Raw genomic sequence first — 23819 nt, forward strand, 5'->3', positions numbered from 1 at the left:
CAGCTCTTGATGCAGCTGTGAAGCGGTCATCTCGCTGAAAAATTCAATGTCCATCGCATCGCGCGAAGCAAAATGCGCCATCCGGCCCACGAGCTGCGGACTACAGCCGAGACGATTGAGACAGAAGAGGTGCGCGCCACGCATCTCCAACTCACTGCCGCAGGACGGGCAATGCGTCGGTGCCACGATCTCCTCGCCGTCATTCTCCTCGGTGACCTTGCCGAGAATCTCTGGAATGACGTCATTCGAACGGCGGATGTAAACGAGGCTGCCGAGGGCGTGTTTGAGGTTCTTACGCTCAATGTCCCCGACATTGTTGAGCGTACAGTTCTGCACCGTCACGCCTGCGAGATCAACGGCTTCCACGCGGGCTAAAGGTGTGATTTTACCCGTGCGGCCGACTTCCCAAGAAACACTTTGCAGGATTGTCGTCGCTTCTTCGGCTTCAAACTTGTAAGCAATCGCCCAGCGCGGGAATTTCTCCGTATAGCCGAATACTTCCCTTGTGCGCATATCCGTCAGCTTCACGACGCTTCCATCAATGAGGAAATCAAAGCTGGACCGCTCCTCCGCAATGCGTTCGAGCTCGCTACTTACCTCTTCGATGGTGGAGAAGTACCGCGTGCGGTTACTGATTTTAAACAGGTTATCCCGCAAGAACTGAACCATATCAGCATGATTTTCAAATTGAAGGTCACTCGAGTAGCCCACATTATAGAAGAAAGCGTTCAGCTTGCGCTCTGCGGTTAGTTTGGGGTTCTGATTACGCAGGGCACCTGCTGCGGCATTACGAGCGTTTTTGAGCGGCTCTGCGGCCGTCTGATTGTAAGCTTCTAGGACAGACAGGAACATGACTCCCTCGCCTTGTACTTCAATCGTCCCTTGATCGTAAGGAATTTCTAACGGGATCGATTTGATTGTTTTGACTTGGGCCAAAATACCCTCGCCAACCGTACCGTTCCCCCGCGTAGAGGCTTGGACCAGCTGCCCCTGCTCATAGGTTAGGTTTAGTGTAAGCCCATCAAACTTCAGCTCGACCACGTAAGTCGGGTCTGGCAACGGTGTTTCAGGATTCTTGCTATTGTAATCCGCGATCAGCTTAAGCACGCGTGCATGCCAAGTTGCTAAATCTTCGGCGTTTTGCGCTTTGTCCAGGCTCCAGAGACGTGCTAAATGACGGTGCGGTTCAAAGCCTTTGAGGATGTCCCCACCTACCCGATGGGTAGGGGAGGACGGCAGGGTAACCCCTGTCTCCTTCTCCAGCTCGGACAATTTATCATAAAGCGCGTCCCACTCTGCGTCCGAAATCGTGGGCTGATCCAGCGTATAGTAATTATGGTTATGCTTGTTGATTTCTTGGATGAGGGTTTTCATTGCCGCGAGTTTATCGGTCATGGCGGACTTCCTCTCTCAATGTAGTGTTAACTGCCCGCTCCTACACTTTCGTGATTGGAGCGAACTTCGCGAGCAGGCGCTTCAAGCCAACAGGCGCCGGGAAAGCAATTTGCAGCTCGGTGTCATCACCCGAGCCCTTGACGGACACGACGGTGCCGACGCCCCACTTGCCATGCGACACGCGGTCGCTGGCTTTGTAGTCCGTCACCCCGCCGCCTGCGGCAGGCTGCGGAGCCCGGAACGCAGCCGGTCGGGGCGCGGCAGCAGGGCTTGGCGCAGCAGTCGCGCCAGCGGCAGTGCCAGTGCTTGGCCGTCCCCCGAAGGAGGACGGTGTGCCCCAAGCAGACGAGCCGATGGTCGTGCCACGGCTCGATGCAGCGGCGCTGCCGCTGCTGCCCCACGAGGAGCCTCCGACGGAACGGCCACCTCGGGAGAAGCCTCCGCTGGAGCCGCCAGCGGAAACGGTTTCCAGGAGTTCCTTCGGAATCTCCTGCAGGAATCGCGACGGCGCATTCGCGGCGGTACGGCCGAAGAGCGTGCGCATGCGCGCGCACGTGAGGAACAGCTCTTGCTCGGCGCGCGTGATGCCCACATAGGCTAGACGGCGCTCCTCTTCGAGCTCTTCGTTATCGGCGAACGCACGGCTGTGCGGGAAGACGCCTTCTTCCATCCCGATGATGAACACAACCGGGAACTCCAGCCCTTTGGCGCTGTGCATCGTCATGAGGACGACAGCGTCCTGCTCTTCTTCGGGTTTATCTTTATCTAGCGTATCAATATCCGCAATCAAGGCTAGGTCTGTGAGGAAGGAAATGAGGGATTTGTCCTCATTACGCTTCTCAAAGTCCATGGTCACGGACAGGAACTCTTCAATATTTTCGAGACGAGCCTTGGATTCAATGGTGTTCTCGCGTTGCATTTCTAAACGGTACTGAGACATTTCAAGGATTTTCTCGGTAAGCTCGGTTACGGACAGGTAGTCCACCATGCGATTGAGATTATCAACCATTTCGCGGAAATCCGCAAGGGCATGCTTTGCCTTCGTGTTGATCTCTAGAGAATCAACTTCCTCCAACATGGCAAATAGAGAAATCCCTCTACGTCCAGCCATTTCCGCCACTTTATCCAACGTCGTACCGCCAACGCCCCTTTTCGGCACGTTCACGATTCGGTTCAAGGAAATATCATCGTTCGGGTTGGAGATGAGTCTCAAGTAAGCCAAAATATCCTTAATCTCTTTACGATCATAGAACTTAACCCCGCCGACAATGGTGTAGGCGATATCCGATTTAATCAAAATTTCCTCGATGACCCGGGACTGAGCATTCGTACGGTATAGGATCGCATGATCGCCAAATCTTTTGCCATTCGACTTATTCTTATTGATTTCATTCGTAACGAAGTACCCTTCTTCATACTCGGTATCCGCTTGGTACAACTTAATCCCAACGCCGCCTTCTTTATCTGTCCAAAGGTTTTTCGGCTTACGACCTGTGTTGTTCGCAATGACTTTATTGGCAGCCTGCAAAATATTCGAAGTCGAGCGATAATTCTGCTCCAAGAGGATCGCCGTTGCATCTGGGTAATCCTGTTCGAAATTGAGGATATTGCTAATATCTGCTCCGCGCCAACGGTAGATGGACTGGTCACTGTCCCCGACGACGCAAATGCGTTTATGTTTGGACGCGATCATCTGACACAGCATATATTGCGCTCTGTTCGTATCCTGATACTCATCGACATGAATATATTGAAATTTGTTTTGATAAAATTCCAGCACCTCTGGCACTTCTTTAAATAAATGAATGGTTGCCATAATCAAATCGTCGAAATCCAAGGAGTTGTTGGCTCTTAGCTTCTTCTGATACAGGGTATAAATTTTCGAGGTCAACCCGTCGAAGTAATCACCGATTTTGTCTTCAAATTGTTTAGGAGAGATAAGTTCGTTTTTGGCTGTGGAGATGGCTGCTTGGAATGTTTTGGGCTCGTATTTCTTCGTATCAATGTTGAGTTCTTTGCAGCAGGTTTTGATGACAGATAGTTGGTCACCAGAATCTAGAATCGTAAAGTTCGAGGAAAAGCCGATCCGATTGATGTCTTTGCGCAGCATGCGCACACACATGGAGTGAAACGTGGATACCCAAATGTCGCTTCCACTGCCACCTACCAGCTTGCCTACACGATCCTGCATTTCGCGCGCTGCTTTGTTCGTAAAGGTTAGCGCTAAAATGTTCCACGGCGCCGCTTTACGCGTACCAATCAGGTAGGCGATCCGATGCGTGAGCACACGCGTCTTACCGCTTCCCGCTCCAGCCATAATTAAAAGAGGGCCGTCCACGGCTTCTACAGCTTTGCGCTGTTGGGGGTTCAACTTTTTGACAGCTTCTAAAATATTGACAGTTTCATTCACGTTAGAGTTACCTTCCATTTCTATCAAAGTTCGCATGCACGGTCTGAAGCGCCTGCTCCAAGTCACTATATATAATGTTGCCGACCACAATGGTATCTGCCGCTTCGGCTGCTAGTTGCGCTTTCTCTAGCGAGTCAATCCCGCCGCCATACAATAAACGGGCATTCTCGAGCACCTGCCGCGTCCGACGGACGAGCTCCATATCTCCGAAGGTGCCGCTGTATTCCAAATACACAATCGACATGTGAAAAAGCTTGTCCGCCATACGCGCATAAGCTGCTACGTCCTTCACATCCAAGTCGGTACGCGCTGAGGTCAGCTGGGCTGCCGTCGCTTCTTTATTCAAAATAATGTAGCCTTCGGCTACGATCTCATCCCAATTCAGTAATGCGCCGTACTCCTTAAGCGCCTCATGATGTTGCCCGACGATCCATTTCGGATCATCTGCATTCAGCACAACGGGGATCAAGAAGAGGTCAAATCCCGGTACGATCGCTTCCTGATTCGAAATCTCTAAGACAACAGGAACCTCATATTGACGGATTCGCGATAGAAGATCTACCGTATTATCGAACGTCACTCCGGAGGAGCCACCTACGAGAATCGCATCTGTACCCGATAAACAGAGCCGATCCAGTGCCTCATCTGAGATGTCCCGGTCTGGGTCGAGCTTAAATACATGTTTCCACTTACGTATATCGACGATCAATTGTTTCCCTCCGATTAGGCGGCAGTTCTGCCATACTATCAACAGTCTATGCTACGCATTCTGGTGTGTCAAATGACAAAAGACGGGCTAATCGCCCGTCTTTTAAAGGAATATGCAACTGAACGTATCCGATCTTCGTTGAAGCTACATTTGCGCCCGAATACGCACAAATGTTCGTTATTTCACGACGATGTTGAGAATTTTCTCTACATTGATTTCTTTGTGGTCATTTTGCTGAAGCTCAAGTTTAATTTCATGGGCACCTGTTGTTAAATTCGTGAGGGTTAATGGGCCTGTCTTGCCGATCATCGCCTTCTGCTTACCATCCACATACAAGTGGAGATGTCCTTCTCCCAGTACATTGGCTTTATTCATGTCTTCTTCTGATAATTTAAAATTGGACGTTTGGTACGTGATCGTGACATTCTTCCCATCTACTTTGTAGCTGGCATCTATCGCAGGCTTAGCACTCGTCGTAGACGCCTTCGTTCCTGTTCCTGTTCCCGTCTCCGTCTTCACTTGAACCGTTGTCATCGTACCCGCATCCTTCGTCCCTGTTGCTACGGACGGGATGACCTCATCTTTGGAACCGCACGCCGTTGTTAATGCTCCCAGTACCACTAAAGTAGCCGCACCATATACCCATGTTTTTTTCATCAGCTTAAGCTCCCTTTTTCCTAAGTTTGGACATCCTATGTTCCTTATATATGTGTGCCAAGCCGTACTCATTCCTGAATTAGAAAAATAGTGGGACAAATTAGAGGAAGAAAAAAAGACACCCTGCCCGAGGAGGACAGGATGTCTGATTATCTGGAAGCGATCTACTCGTGATTACACTTGCTTAGAAATTATATTTCGTACCTTCTTGTGACCTATTCATGTAGGAGTTCCCTTCGGAACCGGGCGATGGCATGCCTTGCTGTGTACGGGAAACAATACGTGCTTGCGCACCTCTGCCTGTCCCCGTTATACCTGTGTTCTCATTCGCATGAGTGGAAGAAGCAGCATATCCCTGAGATCCACGACCGTAGCTTGACTGATCATGGCTGGGATCTTGGTAGCTCCTTGTTGGAGTTTGGTTATAAGAAGAGGACTGTTGCTGAGACTGACTAGGTGTATATCCTTGGCCTCGACCTTGTTGATTGTTGTATACCGCATTCGGATACTGGTTAGCATAATTCACTGGCTGGAACGAAGGTGTAGGTGCTGCCGTTGGCGTTGGCGCTTGGTGCAGTGCCGCAACTTGATTCTGCTGTTGATTTGTTTGTCCTTGTTGCTGACTGTATGGCTGTCTTTGTTGGTACGACTGTTCGGACTGATGGGACTGTGTTTGGTACGATTGATGCTGTTGTGATTGTGATTGCGGCTGTGATTGTGCGTACGACTGATGCTGCTGAGACTGTGCCGATGACTCCGAACTCCGATCTTGCTGATCAAAGCTTGCTGACGCCGCTCTGCTCACATGCTGCTGGACGATGGCTTGTACTTGTAACGCCGTCTGACTCTGCTTCTGAATCTCTTGCTCAATCATCTGCTGCTCAGCCTGTTGAATCTGATAACCGCCAAGACTCTGAATTTCTTGAAAAACAAGCGCTTGATCATCTAGTGTTTTTTGCAATAAAGTTTCAAAGGTCTGTCGAATGCCAGGATTAGCAGCTTCCAAGGCAGCCGTTGTGTATTCACGTGCACTGCGCTTCAATTCAGACAGGACGAAGTTGGCAAAGTCTAAATCTTCTAAGTCGACTTGCTGTTGTTGGTGCTGTTGTTGAGAATTTTGCTGATACATGCGTCTTGCACCTCCTTGTGGGTTCGAATTAGTGGGTCATGCCGGATTGTTGTTGCAGGGCATTGATTAGGATACTCATATTTTGCAAACGCTCTTGCGATAGGTGAGACAAAGTTTGCTTCAAGGACTGACTTTGGCTGTTCACCGCGCCTTGTACACAAAGCTTCGCTAACAATTCTTCATTCTTGAATGTATCCGTTAGATACGAAAGTTCTTTACCAGAAATGGCTTGGTTCTCTTGTGTGTTGTACATGTGCATGTGACCTCCTTTCCTCTCTTTTATTTTTCCCAAAAAATGCCGTTTTATGTCGGATGAACAAAAAAACTGCTTCACCACAGTTTAAATCCCTGTAGGAAGCAGTTTTCTCATTAGGAAGTAGGCTGAGCGGTTTTGCCCGCATACGCATCTGCTAATTTTTGAATATCCTCGGCTGCCAGCGAGTAGACCCACTGCCCCCCCTGCTTGGCTAACCACACTTGTTCTCCGCTCAATTTACCCTCATAAACATCGGTAACTTCTTTCCCGTCTACCGTCATGGCAATCTCCAATTTAAGCTCTCCACCTGTGGTCGGTTTCTGAGCTGCCGCTTGCGGTAATTCGCCAGTATGCAGGAAGATTAATTGATCGAGCAGCGGACTTGCCTCCGTACCCTTCATCTCTTTATCCCCAAGCTTCCAGCTTGCATCCGCAGCGACTTTATCTTTATCTGTCTTAGAAAGCGTCCATGACTGACCCTCCCATGTCAACTTGACACTTTGTACCTTGTCGTTCTCTTGATGAATAGGACTTGTATCGGCAAAGTCGACCGGCGTTTTGTTCAGCGATGTCAATGATTGGTCGCTGACTTGATACACGGCAGATGAGCCTTCCACTTGTACGTAAGAGAAGCCTTCGATCGGCAACGCAGTCCCTACGAGTAAGCCGTGTTTGGAACCATCCTTCAAGGTGACTTCATAGGTGCCCACTGGTTTATCTAAGCCATATTCGGCTAGATTCGTTGCTTGATCCTCCACAAGTTTAGTCGACGTTACCAGACCTAACATATCTAACCATGAGTCAACTTGATTCGAATTGATCGGCGCAGCCGCTGGCTTTTGCATATCCCAGCCAGTGGTCGTACGGCTTAATTCAATCTGCTCCTCCTCCGTTTTCACGGTGACAGCCTTCACATCTTCTTGTTTCAGGATTAGAAGGGACTTGGGTTCATCTTTCTTCTCTTGAAAGAAGTCTTTGCTTGAGGCGTACCAGAAGCCACCGATGCAAATGACGACTAACAGAATGGTTGGAATAAACCGTTTCATCCTCTTCTCCTCCTCCACCAGATCAAGCCGCCAATGACAAGGAACAAGAGTGGTAAGAACACGATGGTGATGAGGAAAATCGTATTCGCTTGGCTAGGTGTAATCATTGCCTGTTGATACGCATCCCCTTGTCGTGGACGGATCGTAATTTGATCTTTCTGTTCTTGCAGCCAGCCAATACTGTTCAGAGCAAAGTCCTTATTCCCTTGATTCTGAATATCTTCATCCAACACGAATGTAGAACCACCTAGAATAACAGCTTTCGGCTTGTTATCTTTGTCTGAGATGGCGTAACCCAAGTTAAGCGGTCCTTTGACATCTGTCGCATCCTGCTTCGTCTTGTTCTGTGCCAGCAGGTTAATGTCCGTTTCACCGTAAGCTTTATCAGTTGTTGTTAACAGCAAGGATTTGGTATAATCCGGCGCACTTTCATCCGCATTTAAGCTAACTGCTAGTGACAGCATCGTAATCAGATTATTGCTTGATAATTTGTTCGTAATATCATGTGAACCGTACTCTGGAATGATCGTTAACGGGTCATACAACGACGTCTGTTTCGTTTCAATCGCAATCGCGTGCTGATCCTGAACACCGTAGGTTTTCATGATGGCATCGATATTTTTCCACTTCGTCGTCATATCCTTATTGAAGCCCAGCGCGATATAAATTTTACCTTTACCCTTCAAATAGGTCTGAATGAGCTCTGCTTCTTTGTCGTTCAAATCGTTAGTTGGCCCTAAAAGCATGAGCATTTGTGCATCATCCGGGATTTTGCCTTCCACGTAAAGATTCAGATCTTTCACTTCATAGTTGGCAGCAGCCAGGCTGCTTTTAAAAATACTCATAGCAGACGCCGGATACTCTTGATGACCTGACAGTAAGTAAACCGTATGTTTCTCCGTGGATGTCAGGCTCTGAATCGCTTGCGTGAACTTCTCTTCACCTGAGAATGTGTAGGAACCATCCTGTTGTCCCACAAACAGTTCATAGAAGTTGATGTTTTGCTTTTTGGTGCCAATTTCGAAAATAATCGTTCCGCCTTGGTCCACCCCGTACTGCTTCGCCATCGAAGGCTGCTTCAGCATATCGTACTCATCGTACGTAATTTTACTGCTTTGCTTTTTGTACTCAGCCACCATATCCGTGACTTGACGTGTCACAAAATCATTGCCGTCTCCACTGTTTGTGAAGGCGATGACGTGAATATCTTGATTGAGATTTTTGAGTGCAGCGGTTGTTTGCTCTGAGAGCGTGAAATTTTTATTTTTCGTCAAATCGACCTGGAAGCCCTTAAGCGAGTGAAGGAAGATTGTCAGAATAATGAAAATGCCGATAACCGCGATTGATAGAACCGTCGCATTAGTTCCCCGTATCCACTTATTCATTCCGCTCACCTCCAACGCTTTCTTTCAAGGACTTGTATACAAAGAACCAGGAACACGGCTGTTAATGTGATGTAAAAGAGGATGTCGCCGCCGTGGAAAACGCCTTTTTGGAGATTTCCTAAGTGACCGGTCAATGAGAATTGACCTACGTAATCCTTCAATTTACCCGTCATAGAGCTGCTAACCCAATCCAATAGCCACAGCAACAGCAAAATAACAAAGCCTGTAATCCCCGCAACCATCTGGTTATTCGACAAGCTGGATGCAAACAAGCCAATGGCCATCATCGCGCAGCCTAATAGGAACATGCTGAGGTACGACAACCACGTGACAGGCATATCCAATGTACCGAAGGAGGACATAATGAGCGGATATACAAGGGAGATCGCCACTAGGCCTACTTGCACGATTAGAGCGGATAGATATTTACCCAGCACGATTTCGCTAATACCGGCAGGTGATGTCAGAAGCAACTCGTCCGTACCCTGACGAAACTCATCTGCAACAAGACGCATCGTTAGTAGTGGGATGATGAAAAGGTAGATGAACGTGGTATTGCCCACGATGGAGCGCGCATCCACGATTGGCGGCTGTCCAGCCACGAAATTCACGTAAAAGAAGAAGCTCGACAACAGCACGTAGAAGGCAAACGCCACATACGCAACTGGCGAGAAGAAATACATTTGCAGTTCTTTGGAGCAAATGGCCCAGATTCTACGCATCGGTGTCATCCTCCTCTTTGGATGTGTCGGCTGGCTCGTCGGTCGTCAGCTTGAGGAAGATATCCTCTAGGCTAAGGCTTTCCCGCTTCATCGCTAGAATCGGTAGTCCTGCGCTTGCGAGACGGAAGAATAACGCTTCGCGGATGTCTTCTGCGCGATCTGCGGAGGTGACGAGGAGTTTGACGGACTCGGCTGGTGCGGCTGCCGGTGCTGGCGAGTCGGCTTCGTCTGTGGCAGACTCCGCAGATTCCAAAGATGCAAGGGCAGACGCCGCTGGTGCCGCTGTGCCCGCTTCCGGTACGTCGACTTCTTTGACTTCGCCGATGGAAGGCAGGCTGCGCAGCTCGGTCAAGATTCGCTCGCGAGGTCCCTTGACCTCGAGCGACACCTCGAACGTCTCGCCCATCGTGCGGCCGAGATGCTCGGGGCGCTCGTCGAGGACGACGCGGCCTTGGTTAATAATAAGAACGCGGTTACAAATCGCGTTAATTTCAGGCAAAATGTGCGTGCTCAGCAGCACGGTGTGGTTCTCACCCAGCTCATGAATGAGCTGGCGGATCTCGATGATCTGCTTCGGATCGAGGCCCGACGTGGGCTCGTCCAGAATAAGCAGATCCGGTTGGTGTAGGATCGCTTGCGCGAGTCCGAGGCGCTGCTTGTAGCCTTTGGAGAGGGAGCGAATGATTTGCTTCTCGCGACCTTGCAGTCCGAGCTTGTCGATGGCTTCGCCGACACGGAGTTTTTGCTCGCGCGCAGGCACATCGCGCAGGTTGGCGATGAAGCGCAGGTAAGACTGTACCGTCATCTCGGGGTACAGGGGTGGTGTTTCAGGCAAGTAACCGATCTTGCGGCGCGCCTTCTTCGGGTTGTCGGACATGGAGTGACCGTCCACCCATATTTGACCATGCGTCGGATTCAGGTAACCTGTAATCATGCGCATCGTCGTTGTTTTGCCAGCACCATTCGGCCCTAAGAAGCCGACGATTTCACCGCGCTGCATCGAGAAGTCGATGTTATGCACGCCGCGATCATTTCCGTACAGCTTGCTGACTTGTTTGACCTCTAGCATCCAAGATCCCCCATTTCTATGCGTTCGTATTATTCATCATCACTATACGGGTGGAACAATAAACCAACCTTAAGCAAATCTGAAAAATAGATTAAAAAAATGTGTCTAAATTGTGAACGAACAGGTGTATGTGCTCTAGCTTTATTCCGCTAGTGCGCATTATGTCGGATATACGATTTAGATGGAAAACATGCAGGTAATTCCGTGTGTTTCTCTGTTTTTTGTGAAATAACTGGAAAAGGTACGGCTATTCTCGGATGTAAGTCGAAAAAGTGGAGGAATGCTCAAAATTAACTGGATAATTTCCAGCTAAATATAAAATTCACTTAGAAATGGATGAATTAGACGTAGGTTTTCCAGTTAAATGGTGGGGGAGCGTTGGCATGGGCTGGATTGGTTGGGGTTGAGTAGCTTTTGCTTCGGAGCTCGTTTGGTTGGGGTTGAGTAGCGTTTGATTGTGAGCTCGTTTGGTTGGTGATTGAATAGCGTTTGATTGTGAGCTCGTTTGGTTGGTGATTGAATAGCGTTTGATTGTGAGCTCGTTTGGTTGGTGGTTGAATAGCTTTTAGTGTTAACTGGTGGTTAGTGTATCTCTCGGTTTTCCGACGGCAAATTGCTGGACAGCGATGGGGCTTGCCTGCCTAGGTGTATGGCGACCAGAAGCCCAAACAAAAAAAACCATAAACGACTAGCGTTCATGGTTTCCCTATTTGCAGCCTACTCAGGCAGCCAAATCTTAAAATTCCCGCTCAGCGCAAGCATACTAAACGCATACAAGCAATTATCGTAATATCGTCTTACACCTGTACGCACCGGTGTCTGCCAGAATAGCTCCACACATGCTCTAGCATGAGCACCATCTGGCACCGCAAGCGAGGCCATCGCGTTGGTAGCTATGAGGCCAACAGGATGCAGAGCATTCTCCTCAAAAGGTGTGCCATCGATCTGATACCGACGATAGTCCTCCGGCGATTTATCCGCGAAAAAGTTCTGAATTCGATTGGCTGTATCGGCATGCCACTTGGAACCGCCGCACCAAGCCGCGTCCAGCCCGATATTCGCCGCAACACGATAGGAGTCACTAAAGAAGTGGCCGTAGCCGCGATCGTCATTCGGCGTGCCGTCGTAGTGCGCATACTCCGGTGCCAGGCCTGTCTCTGGATGGCACGCCATCTGCATATAGGCCCGGCTAGCTTCCGCAGCCTCCAACCAGAACGACCGATCTTCTTCATAAGCCCACTCCGCGAACAGCTCATAGAAATGCGGTAGATGATACGAAGGATCCGAATATTCGCAGTTTGGCACAAACTTGATCAGCTTGTTCTCCGGATTCCACATGGGCTGACCTATACCGTCTTCTCCTTTGTGAATGCACGTCCGGAGCAGTTCACGTGCCTGCTCACTGTAGTTATAAGGCGCTGCACCATCGCCCCAGCGATGAGAGGCAAAGAAGAGAGACAAAGCGAAGTATTCCTCCCCATCTGGCGCCGGACCGTTCGATCGCTTAGAACCATCCGTGTTGCAAGACCAAGCAAAGTAGCCCGCATTATCGCCCTCGGTTATCAGCATATTCGTGTGTGTCCATGTCCAAATACGATCAAATACATCCTTCTGATTCAGTTGAACGGCCATCATCATGCCATAGGACATACCTTCCGTACGGACATCCAGATTGCCTGTATCCAGTAAATAAGCACCAGTTTCACCGGCTTCATAATAGATTCTCGTATCTTCATCTCCGTGGAACAATTGGTTCCACATGATATGCAATTTATCTTGAATATCTGCTTCCGCATACCCATACTCCGCAAATAGATTGCGGTTGCTGCCTGTAGCTGATGCGCCCATCGCTTGCTTTTGCATAAGAAATGCCTCCTCATGAACAAACCTCCAAGACATAAGAGATCCCGGGGGTTCATCGCTATATCTACTAACCTTTTACACCGCCAACCGTCATTCCTTTTACAAAATACTTCTGCAAGAACGGATACACCATAATGATCGGAAGACTCACCACGATAGTCATGGTAGAACGGATCGACGTTGGCGTTACTGTTGCTGCCCCCGTGTTCGCGCTGCTAGCAAAGATATCGGCTGCCGTTTGCGACGTTTGTGTATTCGTATTCTGCAATATTTTCATCAACTCGTACTGCAGCGTACTCAAATTTTCATTCGATGAATTGTACAGGAAGACGTCAAACCAAGAGTTCCATTGACCAACTGCGCTAAATAGCGCAACGGTTGCCAATACAGGAACAACCAGCGGAAGAACAATCCGCATGAACATTGAGAAATCATTCGCGCCATCAATACGAGCCGCTTCCATAATCCCATCCGGAAGTCCTTCAATAAACGAACGGATGATAATTAAGTTGAATACCCCGATCATTCCTGGAATGATATACACCCAGAAGCTCCCTAACATGCCAAGGTCCCGAACGAGCAGGTACCCTGGAATTAATCCGCCGCTGAAATACATCGTGAAAATAAATGAAACGGTAACGAACTTGCGAAGCACGTACTCTTGACGAGACATCGTGTAGGCTACCATGGCTGAGCAGAACACCGTAACCACCGTACCCAGCACTGTTCTCAGCACCGAAATGAAGAAAGCATGCACGATTGCGGCTTCGCTAAACACGTATTTAAAATTATCGAACGTCCACATTCTAGGAAATAGATAAATCCCTCCGCGGACCGCGTCATTCGCATCGTTCAACGCTACGGCTAGCGTATTAACAAAGGGATACAGCGTAACAACAACGAGAGCTAACATAAAAATGATATTGCAAATATCGAACAAGCGATCACCTATGTGCGTATTCCGCCGGCCTGAGCTTGTATGTTGTGAAGCTTCCATAGCTGATACCTCCTTGTGAAGTGGTCCAAATAAACGGTTAGAACAATCTGGCTTCACCGGCACGCTTGGCAATTTGATTCGCGCTGATCAAGAAGATAAAGCTAACGACGGTCTTGAAAATGCCTGCTGCTGTTGCCAAAGAGAAATTGCCTAAGTTGATGCCGTAATTGAGTACGAAAATATCTAGATTTTCTGCATAATCTATGTTCATCCCATTTTTGAGTAAATACTGCGGCTCAAAGCCAGACTCAAGAATGTGACCTAAATTCATAATTAGCAATATGATAATAACCGGTTTAATGCCTGGGAGCGTGATATGCACAATACGCTGAAATCTGTTGGCTCCATCCATTTCTGCCGACTCATATAGAGCCGGATCAATCGTCGTCATCGCAGCTAGATAAATAATGGTGTTCCAACCGACGTTTTTCCACACCTCGGATGCACCAAGAATTCCCCAGAAATACTCACCCTTACCGAGCCATAGAACGGGTTCGCTAATCACATGTAATTTTAATAAGATTTCATTAATGATCCCGCCATCTGTAGATAAGGCACCGGACACGATACTTGCAGCAACAACCCACGAAATAAAGTGGGGCAAATAACTGATTGTCTGTACAAAACGTTTGAAAATAACTTTACGCAGTTCATTGAGAAGAATAGCTAGGGTAATCGCTGTAACAAAACCTAATACGAGATTAATCGTACTCATCGCTAATGTATTTCGCATGACGCGAAGGAATCCCTCATCTTGAAAGAGGAACTTAAATTGATCGAATCCAACCCACGTTTGCTCCGAGAATTTTTTGGCAGGACGATATTTTTGAAATGCCATGGACCAGCCCCATAGCGGTACATATTTGAAAATAAATAACCAAATGAGAAAAGGCAGCGACATGGCCATCAATACTTTTTGTTTACCTAGCTTACGAAAAAATAAGGCTAACCCTGTTGATTTCTCGGATAGCATTTGTCTGTCCGTTAGGGATTCTTTTGTAAGGCTCTCCATAGAAAATCACCCACTCCTTAATGCATTTTATCTAATTAGAAGGGACGCAAGGCACCAAACCATACGCGCTAGTGCCCTGCATCCCTTATTCCATATGCCTATACCTTATTTCGACCAGTTACCTGCAACGCGGTCTTTAACAACCTTCGTTACAAATGCTTCGTAACCTTTGATATCAAGCTTGCTTGCTTGAGCTACATAGTCGCTCCAAGCTTTCTCAAACTTGTCTGTACCAGCAGCTAGAATCATTTCTGGATAAGCCTTCTTCTGAAGATCACCCATTTTTTGCTCAAAAATTTGCTCAGGCGTGCCTTGTCCTTTATTGATACTCCAAGCAGGGTACCATGGACGAGCATCCGGCTTACTAAACATGTCTGTAAAGACTTTCGCGTTGTACGCTTTCAAAAGTGCGCGATCACCATCTGTATAGTTCTTCTCTGCAACAGAAGGCTGCTTGTTCGGATCGAACGCATTGTCTCCTTTTACAATAGAGAAGTTACCATAACGAGGCCAGTTGTACGCAAACATTTTCAAACCGAAATCTTCATAGAACTTAGGATCTTTAATTTTCGCGATTTCCTCATCTGTACGGAAGAACTTGCCTTTGTCATCCACTTCATACGTTTGACCTTTAATACCCCATTGCTGAAGGATTTGATTGTCTTCTGTCAGCATCGTGTCAAAGAATTTGATAATGCGAACTGGGTCTTTCGCGCTTTTGGAAATGGAAATACCACGGTTGTTTACGAAGGAAGGTGGATCCAAGTATTGGTCCTTAACCCCTTTGTCAAATACGATTGGAAGTGCCACATAGCGCTTATCATCTACGCCAGCTTTCGCCAAGTTATTGCGCGCATCGCCCACTTGCCAGTCATATGCGAAGTAACCGAGCACGCGGCCGGAAGTCAATTTCGCTAAATACTGATCTTTGTTCATCGTGAAGGACTCTTTATCGAACAGACCTGCTGTATTGACTTCATTGAGCTTTTTCACCCAACGCTTCGTAGTCGCCTCGTCGATAGCATTACTTTTCGCTTCATGTGTTTTCAAATCGATCAACAGACCACCGTCATTCGGATAGCCAGCTAGATGGAATGCTGGGTTCGTAATCGTGAAGAAGTTCGTGTCATACGTCATGACGGAGAACCCGATCGTATCCTTGCCATCCACTTGTGGATGCTTGTCTTTATATGTCTTAATGGCATTGAAGTATTCATCAAGCGTCGTAAGCTTCGGATAACCAAGCTCTTTCAGTACGCCGCGTTGAATCCAGAATGCGCCTTGGTCAACGTTAGGGTTAGCGGCAAAGCCTTGATTCGCACTGAATGGAAGGTGATAAATCTTGCCATCCTTTTGCTTCATTTTGTCAAAATAAGGACCATATACGCGCTTAATGTTCGGACCGTATTTCTCAATTAACTCATCAAGCGGAATGAATGCGCCAGCATCCATGAACTTATCAATTTCTCCTTCAGGCTGCACCACATCTGGGAACTCGTTACCAGCGATCATGACACCGGATTTGGTCTTAGATTCGCCAACGAGATTCTCCACTTTAAAGTTAACACCCGTTTGTTTCTCTAACTCTTTACCAATTGGGGTTTCATTCGTGTTCATGTTCTTCCCTGCATTAAACAAGAAATAACTAAATGTAGCCGGTTTAAGCTCTTCCTTGGCAGCGGTTGTCCCACTAGGACTACTTGGTGTTTTGGAAGCGGCAGGATCTGCTGAGTTTGAGCTGCTGCAAGCACTTAGTGAAAGCGCTAACAACGTGCCCATCGTGACTAATTTCAACTTTTTCATTCTTGTGAAACTCCCCTCTCAACACTATCTTGTAAGCACTTTCATTATATAAAACCGCTCTCAGCTTGATTACCCTGTAAAGTTTAGTATCTTCTTAGTAAAGCTTAGGTGATCCTTCATTCCCATTCACTTGGACCGGGGTCGTAATCTTCACAATGGTTCCGACGCCATCCTCACTGCTAATCTGTACATCGATGGCATTGCCATAATATAATTTCAGTCGCATAAAAGCATTCTTCATCCCGACATGTCCACTTACATCTTCGCCGTTACCCATATAAGCGTTCAATAGATCAACTTTCTCCTTCGGCATCCCAATGCCGGTATCCGCAATCGTAAAACTCACCTGATCCCCACTTCTAGTCGCCTTCAATTCAATGGTGCCGTGCCCTTGCAAAGGCTCAATCCCGTGAAGACTAGCGTTCTCAATGAAGGGCAACAAGGTCATTTTGGGGATTTTGCAGCCATAGACAGACTCATCCACCTCGAAGCGGTAGCTCAGCTTATCACCGAAACGGTATTTCTGAATTTCTAGGAAGCATAGAATCAAATCTAGCTCATCACGGAACGTGACCCACTCCCCGCCCCATTCCAGTGAACGGCGAAACATTTTGGCCATATTTTTAATAATTTTAGCCGTTTCATTTTCTTGCTTGATCAAGCTGCGCATACGAATCGTTTCCAACGCATTAAAGAGAAAGTGAGGGTTAATCTGGCTCTGCAAAGCGTGCAGCTGGGATTGCCTCTGTTTCAGCTCCAGGTCTTTCTTCTGAATATCCGCGATGTACACATCATCAATGAGGCTCTTAATTTGCACGGTCATACGGTTGAATTCCCGTACCAGTTGGCCGATTTCATCCTTCGTTTCCGGCTCATCAATAAGATCGAAATGCTGGTTTTTCACCTTTTTCATATGAATAAGAATACGAACTAGTCGTGTATGCAAGGAGGAGGATATCCATACAATCACAAGCGTCGGCAGCAATAGGTTAACTAGTGCTAAATAAACGACGAATTGTTTGGATTTACGCACGGCATCTAGGACATGCCCATCAGAAACGAGCACGATACGCCAATTCTTTAAATAGTTGGTGGTATAATCGCGCTCCAATTGAATGGCATCCTTAGGGATCGCCACGCTGCGGAAATTCGTTTTACCCCGAATCCAATCCAGCTTCATGTCTGTCGTATACTGAATATCCCCTTCGGCGTTCAACAAATACAGATTTCCTTGCAGCGCTTGATTGCTAAACATCACCTCGATGGCATCTGGGCTCATCTCAATTTTGAGTATTTTACTATAGGTATTTGCATTCACGAAATTGTTCATTTGACGGATAATACTAAGTCCGCTATACGAGCTCTCATTGTCATCGCTTCGCATAACGAGGGGATAGGGTTGTCCTTCCGCATGCACCTTCTGCAGATTACGATACCATTCCGTTTCCCGAATAATATCCGTTAGCGGGTGTAAGCCGCCTGAGTCGATAATCGTTGGATTGTTGGTGTACATCTGAATGCCTTTAATTTCGCTATATACCAAATTGTACTTATTAATGTTGGTCGCCAACTGCGAGTTATACATGCGCACATAATCGATGGTTTCCGCGTATGTTTGCTCCAGGGCTTCATTTAAGAGACCGTCTGTATAAAAGACGGATGAAATCCCAACCGCATTGTCGATCTTGGCACGAAATTCATCTTTCAATTTATCTAAATTCAAAGAGATATCTTCCGTTTTCTGACGTTGAACATTATGCGTAGTCACTTGATAGAAAATTACATTGGTCAATAAGATCGGAATAAACACACTTAGAAAGTAAAGCATCAACAACTTATTGCGCAAACGCACATTATTTAGTTGGAATCGTCGCATTTTCATGGGTATGTCCGCCTTGTTTGGTCAGTAGTTTTTTGCGATATTCGGATGGAGGCATATCCTCCATTTTCTCAAATTGCGCAACAAAATAATCCGCGTTGTTAAAGCCTACCTTCTCGGCAATTTCATAGATCCGAAAGTCCGTCTGACGTAACAGCTTCTTGGCTTCGCCAATGCGGATAGACAGCAGAAATTCATTGAAATACTGGCCGTATGTTTTCTTGAACAGTTGCCCGACATACACTGGATTCATATAGAACTCCGCAGCAATGCTCTTGAGATTGATGTTCTCTTGGTAATGATGCTCAATGTAGCTCTTAATCTTGTGGATACTGCCCTTGGTCTGCTCTCCCCTCAATTGTTCCATCATGCGAGAACTCTCGATCATAAACGAAATAAATAAGTGCTGCAGCTGACTAAATGAAAGTGGTTGTGCATCCCAGCTTAGCATAGGCTTAAGATTCACGAGTAAATCCGTTGGTCCTTGCATCCCCTGCAGTGTTCCCACGATTCGGTGCACATAGCGATTGATAATGGTGCGAATCGCGTCTTTGGCTAGGGATTTCGTTTCAATTTCAGCAAACAGCGTCGCGATCGTTGTCTTGATCTTCTCGGTTTCTTGCTCCTCAACGGCTTCCTGAATGCGATGAAATAGGCTGACATCCGGCTCTGCATAGCTCAGCTTCGTCTTAGAGGCTGTTTCATAGAAGAGAACATCCTTCATTCCCTTCACATACTTGTACTGCAGCAGCTCGTTAGCTGTCTGAATCGACGTGCTGAGCATTTTCATTTCTTTCACACTCGTACCAAAATAAAGGGTGACTCCCGCTTGCAGCCGCTTGGCCAACAGGTTCTGCAGCGCAGCGCCAAATTGCTCATAGCTGCCGCCATACAGCTTCAACGCATCAGAGCAAATGAGAAAAGCGCACTGATGATTGCGCAGCTGAACAACAAAATCGTCGATAGGTACATCGACTAAGGTTTGCAAGGCCTGGGCGACAACGCTGACATCGTCCTTGATGAGGTAATCCGTCGCATCTCCTTCTTCGGAGAGGCTTCGGTTCATCTCAACAATGCCATACCGCAGTACGCTTCCTTTGGACAGGCGAACCCGTTCGTCAAGCTCCGTCACTGCTTTGGCCGCTTGTTCGCCTCTACTTAGTTGTTCGAACAAGCCTCTTAATGTGAGTCGGCCGCTTATCGCTTTCTGCAAGCGCACTTCTTTAATTTCAAGCGCTAACTTCCGCAGCGTCTCTTCCAAATCCTCTTCCTCGATGGGCTTCAAAATATAGTCGCTAACCCCATAACGAATGGCGGATTGCGCATACGAGAAATCATTGTAACCGCTTAAAATAATAAACTTGCATGTACTAAGATTATGAAGCTTTACTTCTTCTATTAGTTTTAAGCCATCCATCACTGGCATTCGAATATCCGTGATGACAACATCAATGTCAGATTGCCTGGAGGTAATGATGCGCAGTGCATCTTTTCCATTATCGGCTTCATGGCTGACACTGTATCCCAAGGAATCCCAGTCAATTAAGCCTAGCAAACCTTTCCTGACATATTGCTCATCATCAACTAACATCACTTGCAGCTTCATGACCTTCACTCCCTTGGTAACTAAAATGGAAAAGCGAGTCCGGTACATAGCCGGACTCGCAGGGTATCTATACGAGCAATCTAGATGTTGTCTATTGTATCCCAGTCTGTCATGATCTGACAACTATGGGTGTAAAGGTCTATTTTCATAATGACTTCATTACGCGGTGGAAAGCTTTCTTCGGTGCGTGATGACGATCAAAGAGGAATGGCCAATTCTTCCTCCCCTTCACTGGGAAATCATCCAACCATGTATAATCATCCGCTGCTCCCCAGAATGTAACGGCCGTAATGCTGCTTCGATACTCTCAGAATAGCTCAAAAATCTGCTCATACCGCTGCGCCTGCAGCTCTAGCATCTCAGAGGTCGACTCTGTGAGATCGGTTCGTCTGTCCGTGAATTCGAATACCGACAGATCTAGCTCTGTTATTTGAAGCTGCACGCCAAGAGAAGCATAGAGCTCAATACGCGCTCGGTATCTAAGAGATGGTCCAGCGCCGTCGTCTGATCTTTGACACTCAGGAGAATCGCATGTGATTTCGTAGGTTTCTCTGAATATACAGGTGCGGCACCAAGCAACGCTGAAATTCCTCCGTGGAGCTCATGCGCAGCCGTCTGAAAGACTTCAGATATCGTATAGGTGACTATTTCTTGACACCACGTTCGGTAGGTTTCTATTAAAGAGGCCTCGTCAATTAGCGAGTATCGAAGCCAACAAGGATCTGTTTCTTGCTTATGTGTAGACATGCTGCACCACCTTGATTATGTATGGTTTTCAAAATAAAGCGCTTTCGCGAGTTATTATATCGTCTGCCTCCATCGTTTCATACCCTAGGAAGTTTAGATTGTACCCAACAGATTAAAGGAGTTTTCTAGGTAGGTCAGCCCCTAGCGCCTCTACGTCTTCTGAGTGCTTTTTTGCTGTGATTTGGAGCTGTTTCGCGGAACTAGATGAAATAAAGACTAAGACTCGTAGAGTTCTTATTTTAACTTGATGAGGCTCTTCTGGGTAAATAAGGCCATAGAAAGTTCTTATTTACTACTACCGTCATCTGCCCCCTCCCCCACACCGACAAGACAAAAAACCGCCCCCGACACTAATCGTCGTGAGGCGGCTAAGCGCACTAGGCGCTGTTATTTATTTCACCAAAGTACCCTTCGTTACACCCAACTGGTTCGTTGCCTTCAGTGAACGCCATACTTGCGTCCCGCTGATTTGGCCATCGATTGCTTTGCGATACAAATCAAGAATTTCCGTTACTTTCTCCGGTGTCTCTTCCAAGAACTCTACACGGAATGAGCGGATGCCCAGATCCATGAAGTGATTCAAATACTCGGCACCAGACTGATCTATCGCGTTGTAAACGGTATTCCGACATCCTTCATCTACACGAACAGGATGAGACATGCCCACGCGGTCCTGCAAGGACACACGTTTCTCCTCGCATGGACGGCCACAGTTCGTAAAGTCCGTTCCTTCACTCAGGAACGTACAGTACACGCAGTGTTCCGTGTGGAACATCGGCATGTGTTGATGAATGACAACTTCAAGCTTGGATGTTTCCGCGCGGCGAAGCAAGTCAACCATCTGCTGAATGTTCAAGTCATACGAAGGCGTAACCTTCGAGAGCCCGGCAGCCAAGAACAAATCTGCGGCTTTATGGTTGGCTACATTCAAGGAGAAGTCACCAATCAGTTGTGGTTGTGGTGCATCTGGATTCTCAAAGCGATGCTTCAAGAAATAGTAGGCTGCACCGGTATTACGTATCAGAACTGCATCTGGCTTAAGCTTGAGTATATTATTAAAATAGCCCGTCTCCCCTGGCATATGAATCCGTGGTGTCACGAGGGCAATTTTGCGCCCAGCGGCATGAACGGCTTCGACAGCGGCAGGAAACTGCTTAATGAATTCAAAATCAGCATAAATCAAGTTGACGTCCGTTGTCGCCAATACAGCCTTCACCTGCTCCAGGTTACGGCACAAAGCAGTCAACTCAACACTACTACGATCCGCTTGAGATAAAGCAGGTGCATTCACAGCGGTAACAGCCGCGTGATGCTCGGTTACTGCATCAGGCACGTCGTCGTACACGCCGATCTCGCGCTTGATGTACGCGCGCGGCTTCTGCCGCTCGTCTTCCATCAGCTCGACAGCCATGCGGCGCATGCTGTTCAGCTCACGCATCGGCACGATCAGCGCGCCGTCCAGCTGGACATCCAGCTCGGCAAGCTCATAAATCGTGCCGCCAAGACGACCGAACTGCTCGGTGAAGAGCTGTTCGTCCATTGGTCTTTTTTCCGCTTGAACCAGCGGAAGCTCGGATTGTACGAAGACGGTGTGGCCACCGCGAACATCCGTCCACCAGCTCTTGAGCGTCTCGCCAAGGACGCCGGTTACTTTCACGCTTACTGGGAATGTACGGTAAGGCTTATCCGTCTCAAACGTCTGGCGCAGACGTTTGTCCAGCGCAGGATCGTTCGTCTTCCAGATGCGGTCGCCCACATGCAAACGGCCAAGCTCTACATCGTTGCGTCCCATAACGATTTCGATTAATCCACCCTCGGCTTCGCCTTCGAGTTTCTCTCCTTTGCGGCGCAAATCGTAAATGCGGCCGCCCTCTTCCTTCTTCGTCGGATCCCCCGCGTCGAAAACTAGCCCATCGCCGCGCTTAAGCGGCGCCTCTAGCTCACAGATCACCGCATCGCGCAGAATCTGCTTGATACGACCCACGAAAACCCCACGGCTCTTCGGAAACGTGCCGTCAACCAACTGCTTGTTGTTGGTTCCTTGCAGGAACCCAACGGTAAAACCGCGTGAGAAGCTTTGCTGAAGCTCACGCACTTCCTCTTTTGACGGACGAGCATCCTGTCCCTCAAAATAACGATCAATCGCTTTGCGATATTTGCTCACAACATTGGCTACATATTCAGGGGTCTTCAGACGCCCTTCAATTTTAAAAGAACGAACGCCTGCTTCGATCAGCTCCGGCACGATTTCAATCGCCGCCAAATCTTTCGGCGAGAGCAAATACGTGACGTCACCCATTGGTTTTTGCTCACCATCGACCATCAGATCATAAGGCAAACGACAAGCCTGCGCGCACTCACCACGGTTAGCGGAACGCCCTCCCCACATTTCGGAGGTCAAGCATTGTCCCGAATAGGACACACAAAGTGCACCATGCACGAAGACTTCCATCGGAAGCTTCGCTTGATCGCCGATTTGTTTAATTTGTTTCAGGTTATTCTCACGACCCAGAACGACACGTTCGATATCGAACGGTTTCGTAAATTCAACCGCTTCTGGCGATGTAATCGTCATCTGCGTTGAGCCGTGAATCGGGAAATCAGGTGAGATTTCACGAATCATTTTAACCAAGCCCAAATCCTGCACGATCACGGCATCCACACCTGCATCAACACACGCCTCAATTAACTGCTTCGCATCGTTCAACTCTTCCTCAAACACCAGAATGTTAAACGTCAAGAAGCCCTGAACACCATATAGATGAAGGAACGACATAATGTCCGGCAACTCAGCCATCGTAAAGTTATGCGCTCTCGCTCTCGCATTGAATTTCTCCACACCAAAAAACACGGCATCCGCCCCATTGGCTACAGCCGCTCGCAAACAATCCCAATCCCCCGCGGGGGCCAATAATTCTACATCTTCTCTGCGTATCGTACGCATGGCAGCAAATCCTTTCAATATCAATCCTCGGTAATCCTCAAACTCTTCTCTTTAGTGTAACAGAAACGATAGGTAGGAATCTAGGGCAGGGGATAACTACGCCTAAAGCCAATATCCGACAATACGGTAATGGGCGCTACCTTTAGAAGTTAACAAACGTACCCATGAATGCTATAATGGCAAGGATAGT

Annotated in this window: 18 protein-coding genes and 1 pseudogene (1 of these 19 only partly in view); all 19 read right to left on the reverse strand. The window is 47.7% G+C overall.

The features are described from left to right. Positions 1–1395, reverse strand: the 5' portion of a protein-coding gene (gene ligA / locus ACSQ8O_RS00360; protein ID WP_436240039.1) for an NAD-dependent DNA ligase LigA. It extends 627 nt beyond the left edge of the window; 1395 of the gene's 2022 nt are visible here — the first part of the coding sequence; its start codon is at positions 1393–1395; its stop codon lies beyond the left edge, outside the window. 40 nt (positions 1396–1435) lie between these two features. Beyond that, the gene (pcrA, locus tag ACSQ8O_RS00365) at positions 1436–3841 is read right to left on the reverse strand and encodes a DNA helicase PcrA (RefSeq protein WP_436240040.1); all 2406 of its coding nucleotides are present in this window, start codon (positions 3839–3841) and stop codon (positions 1436–1438) included. After that, a complete protein-coding gene (locus ACSQ8O_RS00370) occupies positions 3813–4514 on the reverse strand; it encodes a heptaprenylglyceryl phosphate synthase (RefSeq protein WP_056611370.1) in 702 nt (233 codons plus the stop codon). Before ACSQ8O_RS00370 ends, pcrA begins: the two co-directional genes overlap by 29 nt. 177 nt (positions 4515–4691) lie before the next feature. Next, entirely contained in the window at positions 4692–5171 is a 480-nt protein-coding gene (locus ACSQ8O_RS00375; protein ID WP_436240041.1) for a hypothetical protein, read from the reverse strand. 184 nt (positions 5172–5355) lie between these two features. Further along, positions 5356–6300: a spore coat protein gene (locus tag ACSQ8O_RS00380; RefSeq protein WP_436240042.1), complete on the reverse strand. Its 945-nt coding sequence runs from the start codon at positions 6298–6300 to the stop codon at positions 5356–5358. A 28-nt stretch (positions 6301–6328) separates the two neighbouring features. Then, entirely contained in the window at positions 6329–6553 is a 225-nt protein-coding gene (locus ACSQ8O_RS00385; RefSeq protein ID WP_056611378.1) for a hypothetical protein, read from the reverse strand. 116 nt (positions 6554–6669) lie between these two features. Next, positions 6670–7602, reverse strand: coding sequence for a DUF4340 domain-containing protein (locus tag ACSQ8O_RS00390; protein WP_436240043.1), 933 nt, complete (start codon positions 7600–7602; stop codon positions 6670–6672). Then, positions 7599–8987, reverse strand: coding sequence for a GldG family protein (locus tag ACSQ8O_RS00395; protein WP_436240044.1), 1389 nt, complete (start codon positions 8985–8987; stop codon positions 7599–7601). The genes ACSQ8O_RS00390 and ACSQ8O_RS00395 overlap by 4 nt, the downstream gene beginning before the upstream one ends. Positions 8988–8992: 5 nt before the next feature. Continuing rightward, on the reverse strand, positions 8993–9709 hold the full coding sequence (locus tag ACSQ8O_RS00400; protein ID WP_056611390.1) for an ABC transporter permease: 717 nt from the start codon (positions 9707–9709) through the stop codon (positions 8993–8995). Then, positions 9702–10778 carry an ABC transporter ATP-binding protein gene (locus ACSQ8O_RS00405; RefSeq protein WP_436240045.1) on the reverse strand — a complete coding sequence of 359 codons (1077 nt, stop codon included), beginning with the start codon at positions 10776–10778 and terminating at the stop codon, positions 9702–9704. The genes ACSQ8O_RS00400 and ACSQ8O_RS00405 overlap by 8 nt, the downstream gene beginning before the upstream one ends. A 717-nt stretch (positions 10779–11495) precedes the next feature. Next, entirely contained in the window at positions 11496–12641 is a 1146-nt protein-coding gene (locus ACSQ8O_RS00410; protein ID WP_436240046.1) for a glycosyl hydrolase family 8, read from the reverse strand. Between the two features lie 67 nt (positions 12642–12708). After that, positions 12709–13638, reverse strand: coding sequence for a carbohydrate ABC transporter permease (locus tag ACSQ8O_RS00415; RefSeq protein WP_056611399.1), 930 nt, complete (start codon positions 13636–13638; stop codon positions 12709–12711). Positions 13639–13675: 37 nt separating this feature from the next. Further along, positions 13676–14611 (reverse strand): ABC transporter permease, encoded by a 936-nt coding sequence (locus ACSQ8O_RS00420; RefSeq protein ID WP_235550406.1) that lies wholly within the window; start codon positions 14609–14611, stop codon positions 13676–13678. A gap of 144 nt (positions 14612–14755) precedes the next feature. Beyond that, complete coding sequence (locus ACSQ8O_RS00425; RefSeq protein WP_436240047.1) at positions 14756–16453, reverse strand: ABC transporter substrate-binding protein; 1698 nt, start codon at positions 16451–16453, stop codon at positions 14756–14758. A gap of 94 nt (positions 16454–16547) precedes the next feature. Next, positions 16548–18335, reverse strand: coding sequence for a sensor histidine kinase (locus tag ACSQ8O_RS00430; RefSeq protein ID WP_436240048.1), 1788 nt, complete (start codon positions 18333–18335; stop codon positions 16548–16550). After that, positions 18307–19938, reverse strand: coding sequence for a response regulator transcription factor (locus tag ACSQ8O_RS00435; RefSeq protein ID WP_436240049.1), 1632 nt, complete (start codon positions 19936–19938; stop codon positions 18307–18309). The genes ACSQ8O_RS00430 and ACSQ8O_RS00435 overlap by 29 nt, the downstream gene beginning before the upstream one ends. A 145-nt stretch (positions 19939–20083) precedes the next feature. Further along, positions 20084–20428, reverse strand: a pseudogene (locus ACSQ8O_RS00440) (endo-1,4-beta-xylanase); the annotation flags it as partial. Beyond that, positions 20365–20685 (reverse strand): alpha-glucuronidase family glycosyl hydrolase, encoded by a 321-nt coding sequence (locus tag ACSQ8O_RS00445; RefSeq protein WP_436240050.1) that lies wholly within the window; start codon positions 20683–20685, stop codon positions 20365–20367. The pseudogene ACSQ8O_RS00440 and the gene ACSQ8O_RS00445, both read right to left, overlap by 64 nt. Positions 20686–21076: 391 nt before the next feature. Then, entirely contained in the window at positions 21077–23629 is a 2553-nt protein-coding gene (locus ACSQ8O_RS00450) for a DUF3656 domain-containing U32 family peptidase (protein ID WP_436241916.1), read from the reverse strand. Positions 23630–23819: the final 190 nt, after the last annotated feature.

The organism is Paenibacillus sp. LjRoot56 (genome assembly GCF_964253335.1).
In the GTDB taxonomy this organism is placed as follows: domain Bacteria; phylum Bacillota; class Bacilli; order Paenibacillales; family NBRC-103111; genus Paenibacillus_E; species Paenibacillus_E allorhizoplanae.

What these genes read in the sequence shown, in the direction of transcription:
- ACSQ8O_RS00425 (WP_436240047.1), bottom strand. Translation starts at nt 16,453, where the DNA reads ATGAAAAAGTTGAAATTAGTCACGATGGGCACGTTGTTAGCGCTTTCA.
- ACSQ8O_RS00450 (WP_436241916.1), bottom strand. Translation starts at nt 23,629, where the DNA reads ATGCGTACGATACGCAGAGAAGATGTAGAATTATTGGCCCCCGCGGGG.
- ACSQ8O_RS00375 (WP_436240041.1), bottom strand. Translation starts at nt 5,171, where the DNA reads ATGAAAAAAACATGGGTATATGGTGCGGCTACTTTAGTGGTACTGGGA.
- ACSQ8O_RS00415 (WP_056611399.1), bottom strand. Translation starts at nt 13,638, where the DNA reads ATGGAAGCTTCACAACATACAAGCTCAGGCCGGCGGAATACGCACATA.
- ACSQ8O_RS00410 (WP_436240046.1), bottom strand. Translation starts at nt 12,641, where the DNA reads ATGCAAAAGCAAGCGATGGGCGCATCAGCTACAGGCAGCAACCGCAAT.
- ACSQ8O_RS00395 (WP_436240044.1), bottom strand. Translation starts at nt 8,987, where the DNA reads ATGAATAAGTGGATACGGGGAACTAATGCGACGGTTCTATCAATCGCG.
- ACSQ8O_RS00380 (WP_436240042.1), bottom strand. Translation starts at nt 6,300, where the DNA reads ATGTATCAGCAAAATTCTCAACAACAGCACCAACAACAGCAAGTCGAC.
- ACSQ8O_RS00390 (WP_436240043.1), bottom strand. Translation starts at nt 7,602, where the DNA reads ATGAAACGGTTTATTCCAACCATTCTGTTAGTCGTCATTTGCATCGGT.
- pcrA (WP_436240040.1), bottom strand. Translation starts at nt 3,841, where the DNA reads ATGCGAACTTTGATAGAAATGGAAGGTAACTCTAACGTGAATGAAACT.
- ACSQ8O_RS00430 (WP_436240048.1), bottom strand. Translation starts at nt 18,335, where the DNA reads ATGAAAATGCGACGATTCCAACTAAATAATGTGCGTTTGCGCAATAAG.
- ACSQ8O_RS00385 (WP_056611378.1), bottom strand. Translation starts at nt 6,553, where the DNA reads ATGTACAACACACAAGAGAACCAAGCCATTTCTGGTAAAGAACTTTCG.
- ACSQ8O_RS00445 (WP_436240050.1), bottom strand. Translation starts at nt 20,685, where the DNA reads ATGTCTACACATAAGCAAGAAACAGATCCTTGTTGGCTTCGATACTCG.
- ACSQ8O_RS00400 (WP_056611390.1), bottom strand. Translation starts at nt 9,709, where the DNA reads ATGCGTAGAATCTGGGCCATTTGCTCCAAAGAACTGCAAATGTATTTC.
- ACSQ8O_RS00420 (WP_235550406.1), bottom strand. Translation starts at nt 14,611, where the DNA reads ATGCTATCCGAGAAATCAACAGGGTTAGCCTTATTTTTTCGTAAGCTA.
- ACSQ8O_RS00435 (WP_436240049.1), bottom strand. Translation starts at nt 19,938, where the DNA reads ATGAAGCTGCAAGTGATGTTAGTTGATGATGAGCAATATGTCAGGAAA.
- ACSQ8O_RS00405 (WP_436240045.1), bottom strand. Translation starts at nt 10,778, where the DNA reads ATGCTAGAGGTCAAACAAGTCAGCAAGCTGTACGGAAATGATCGCGGC.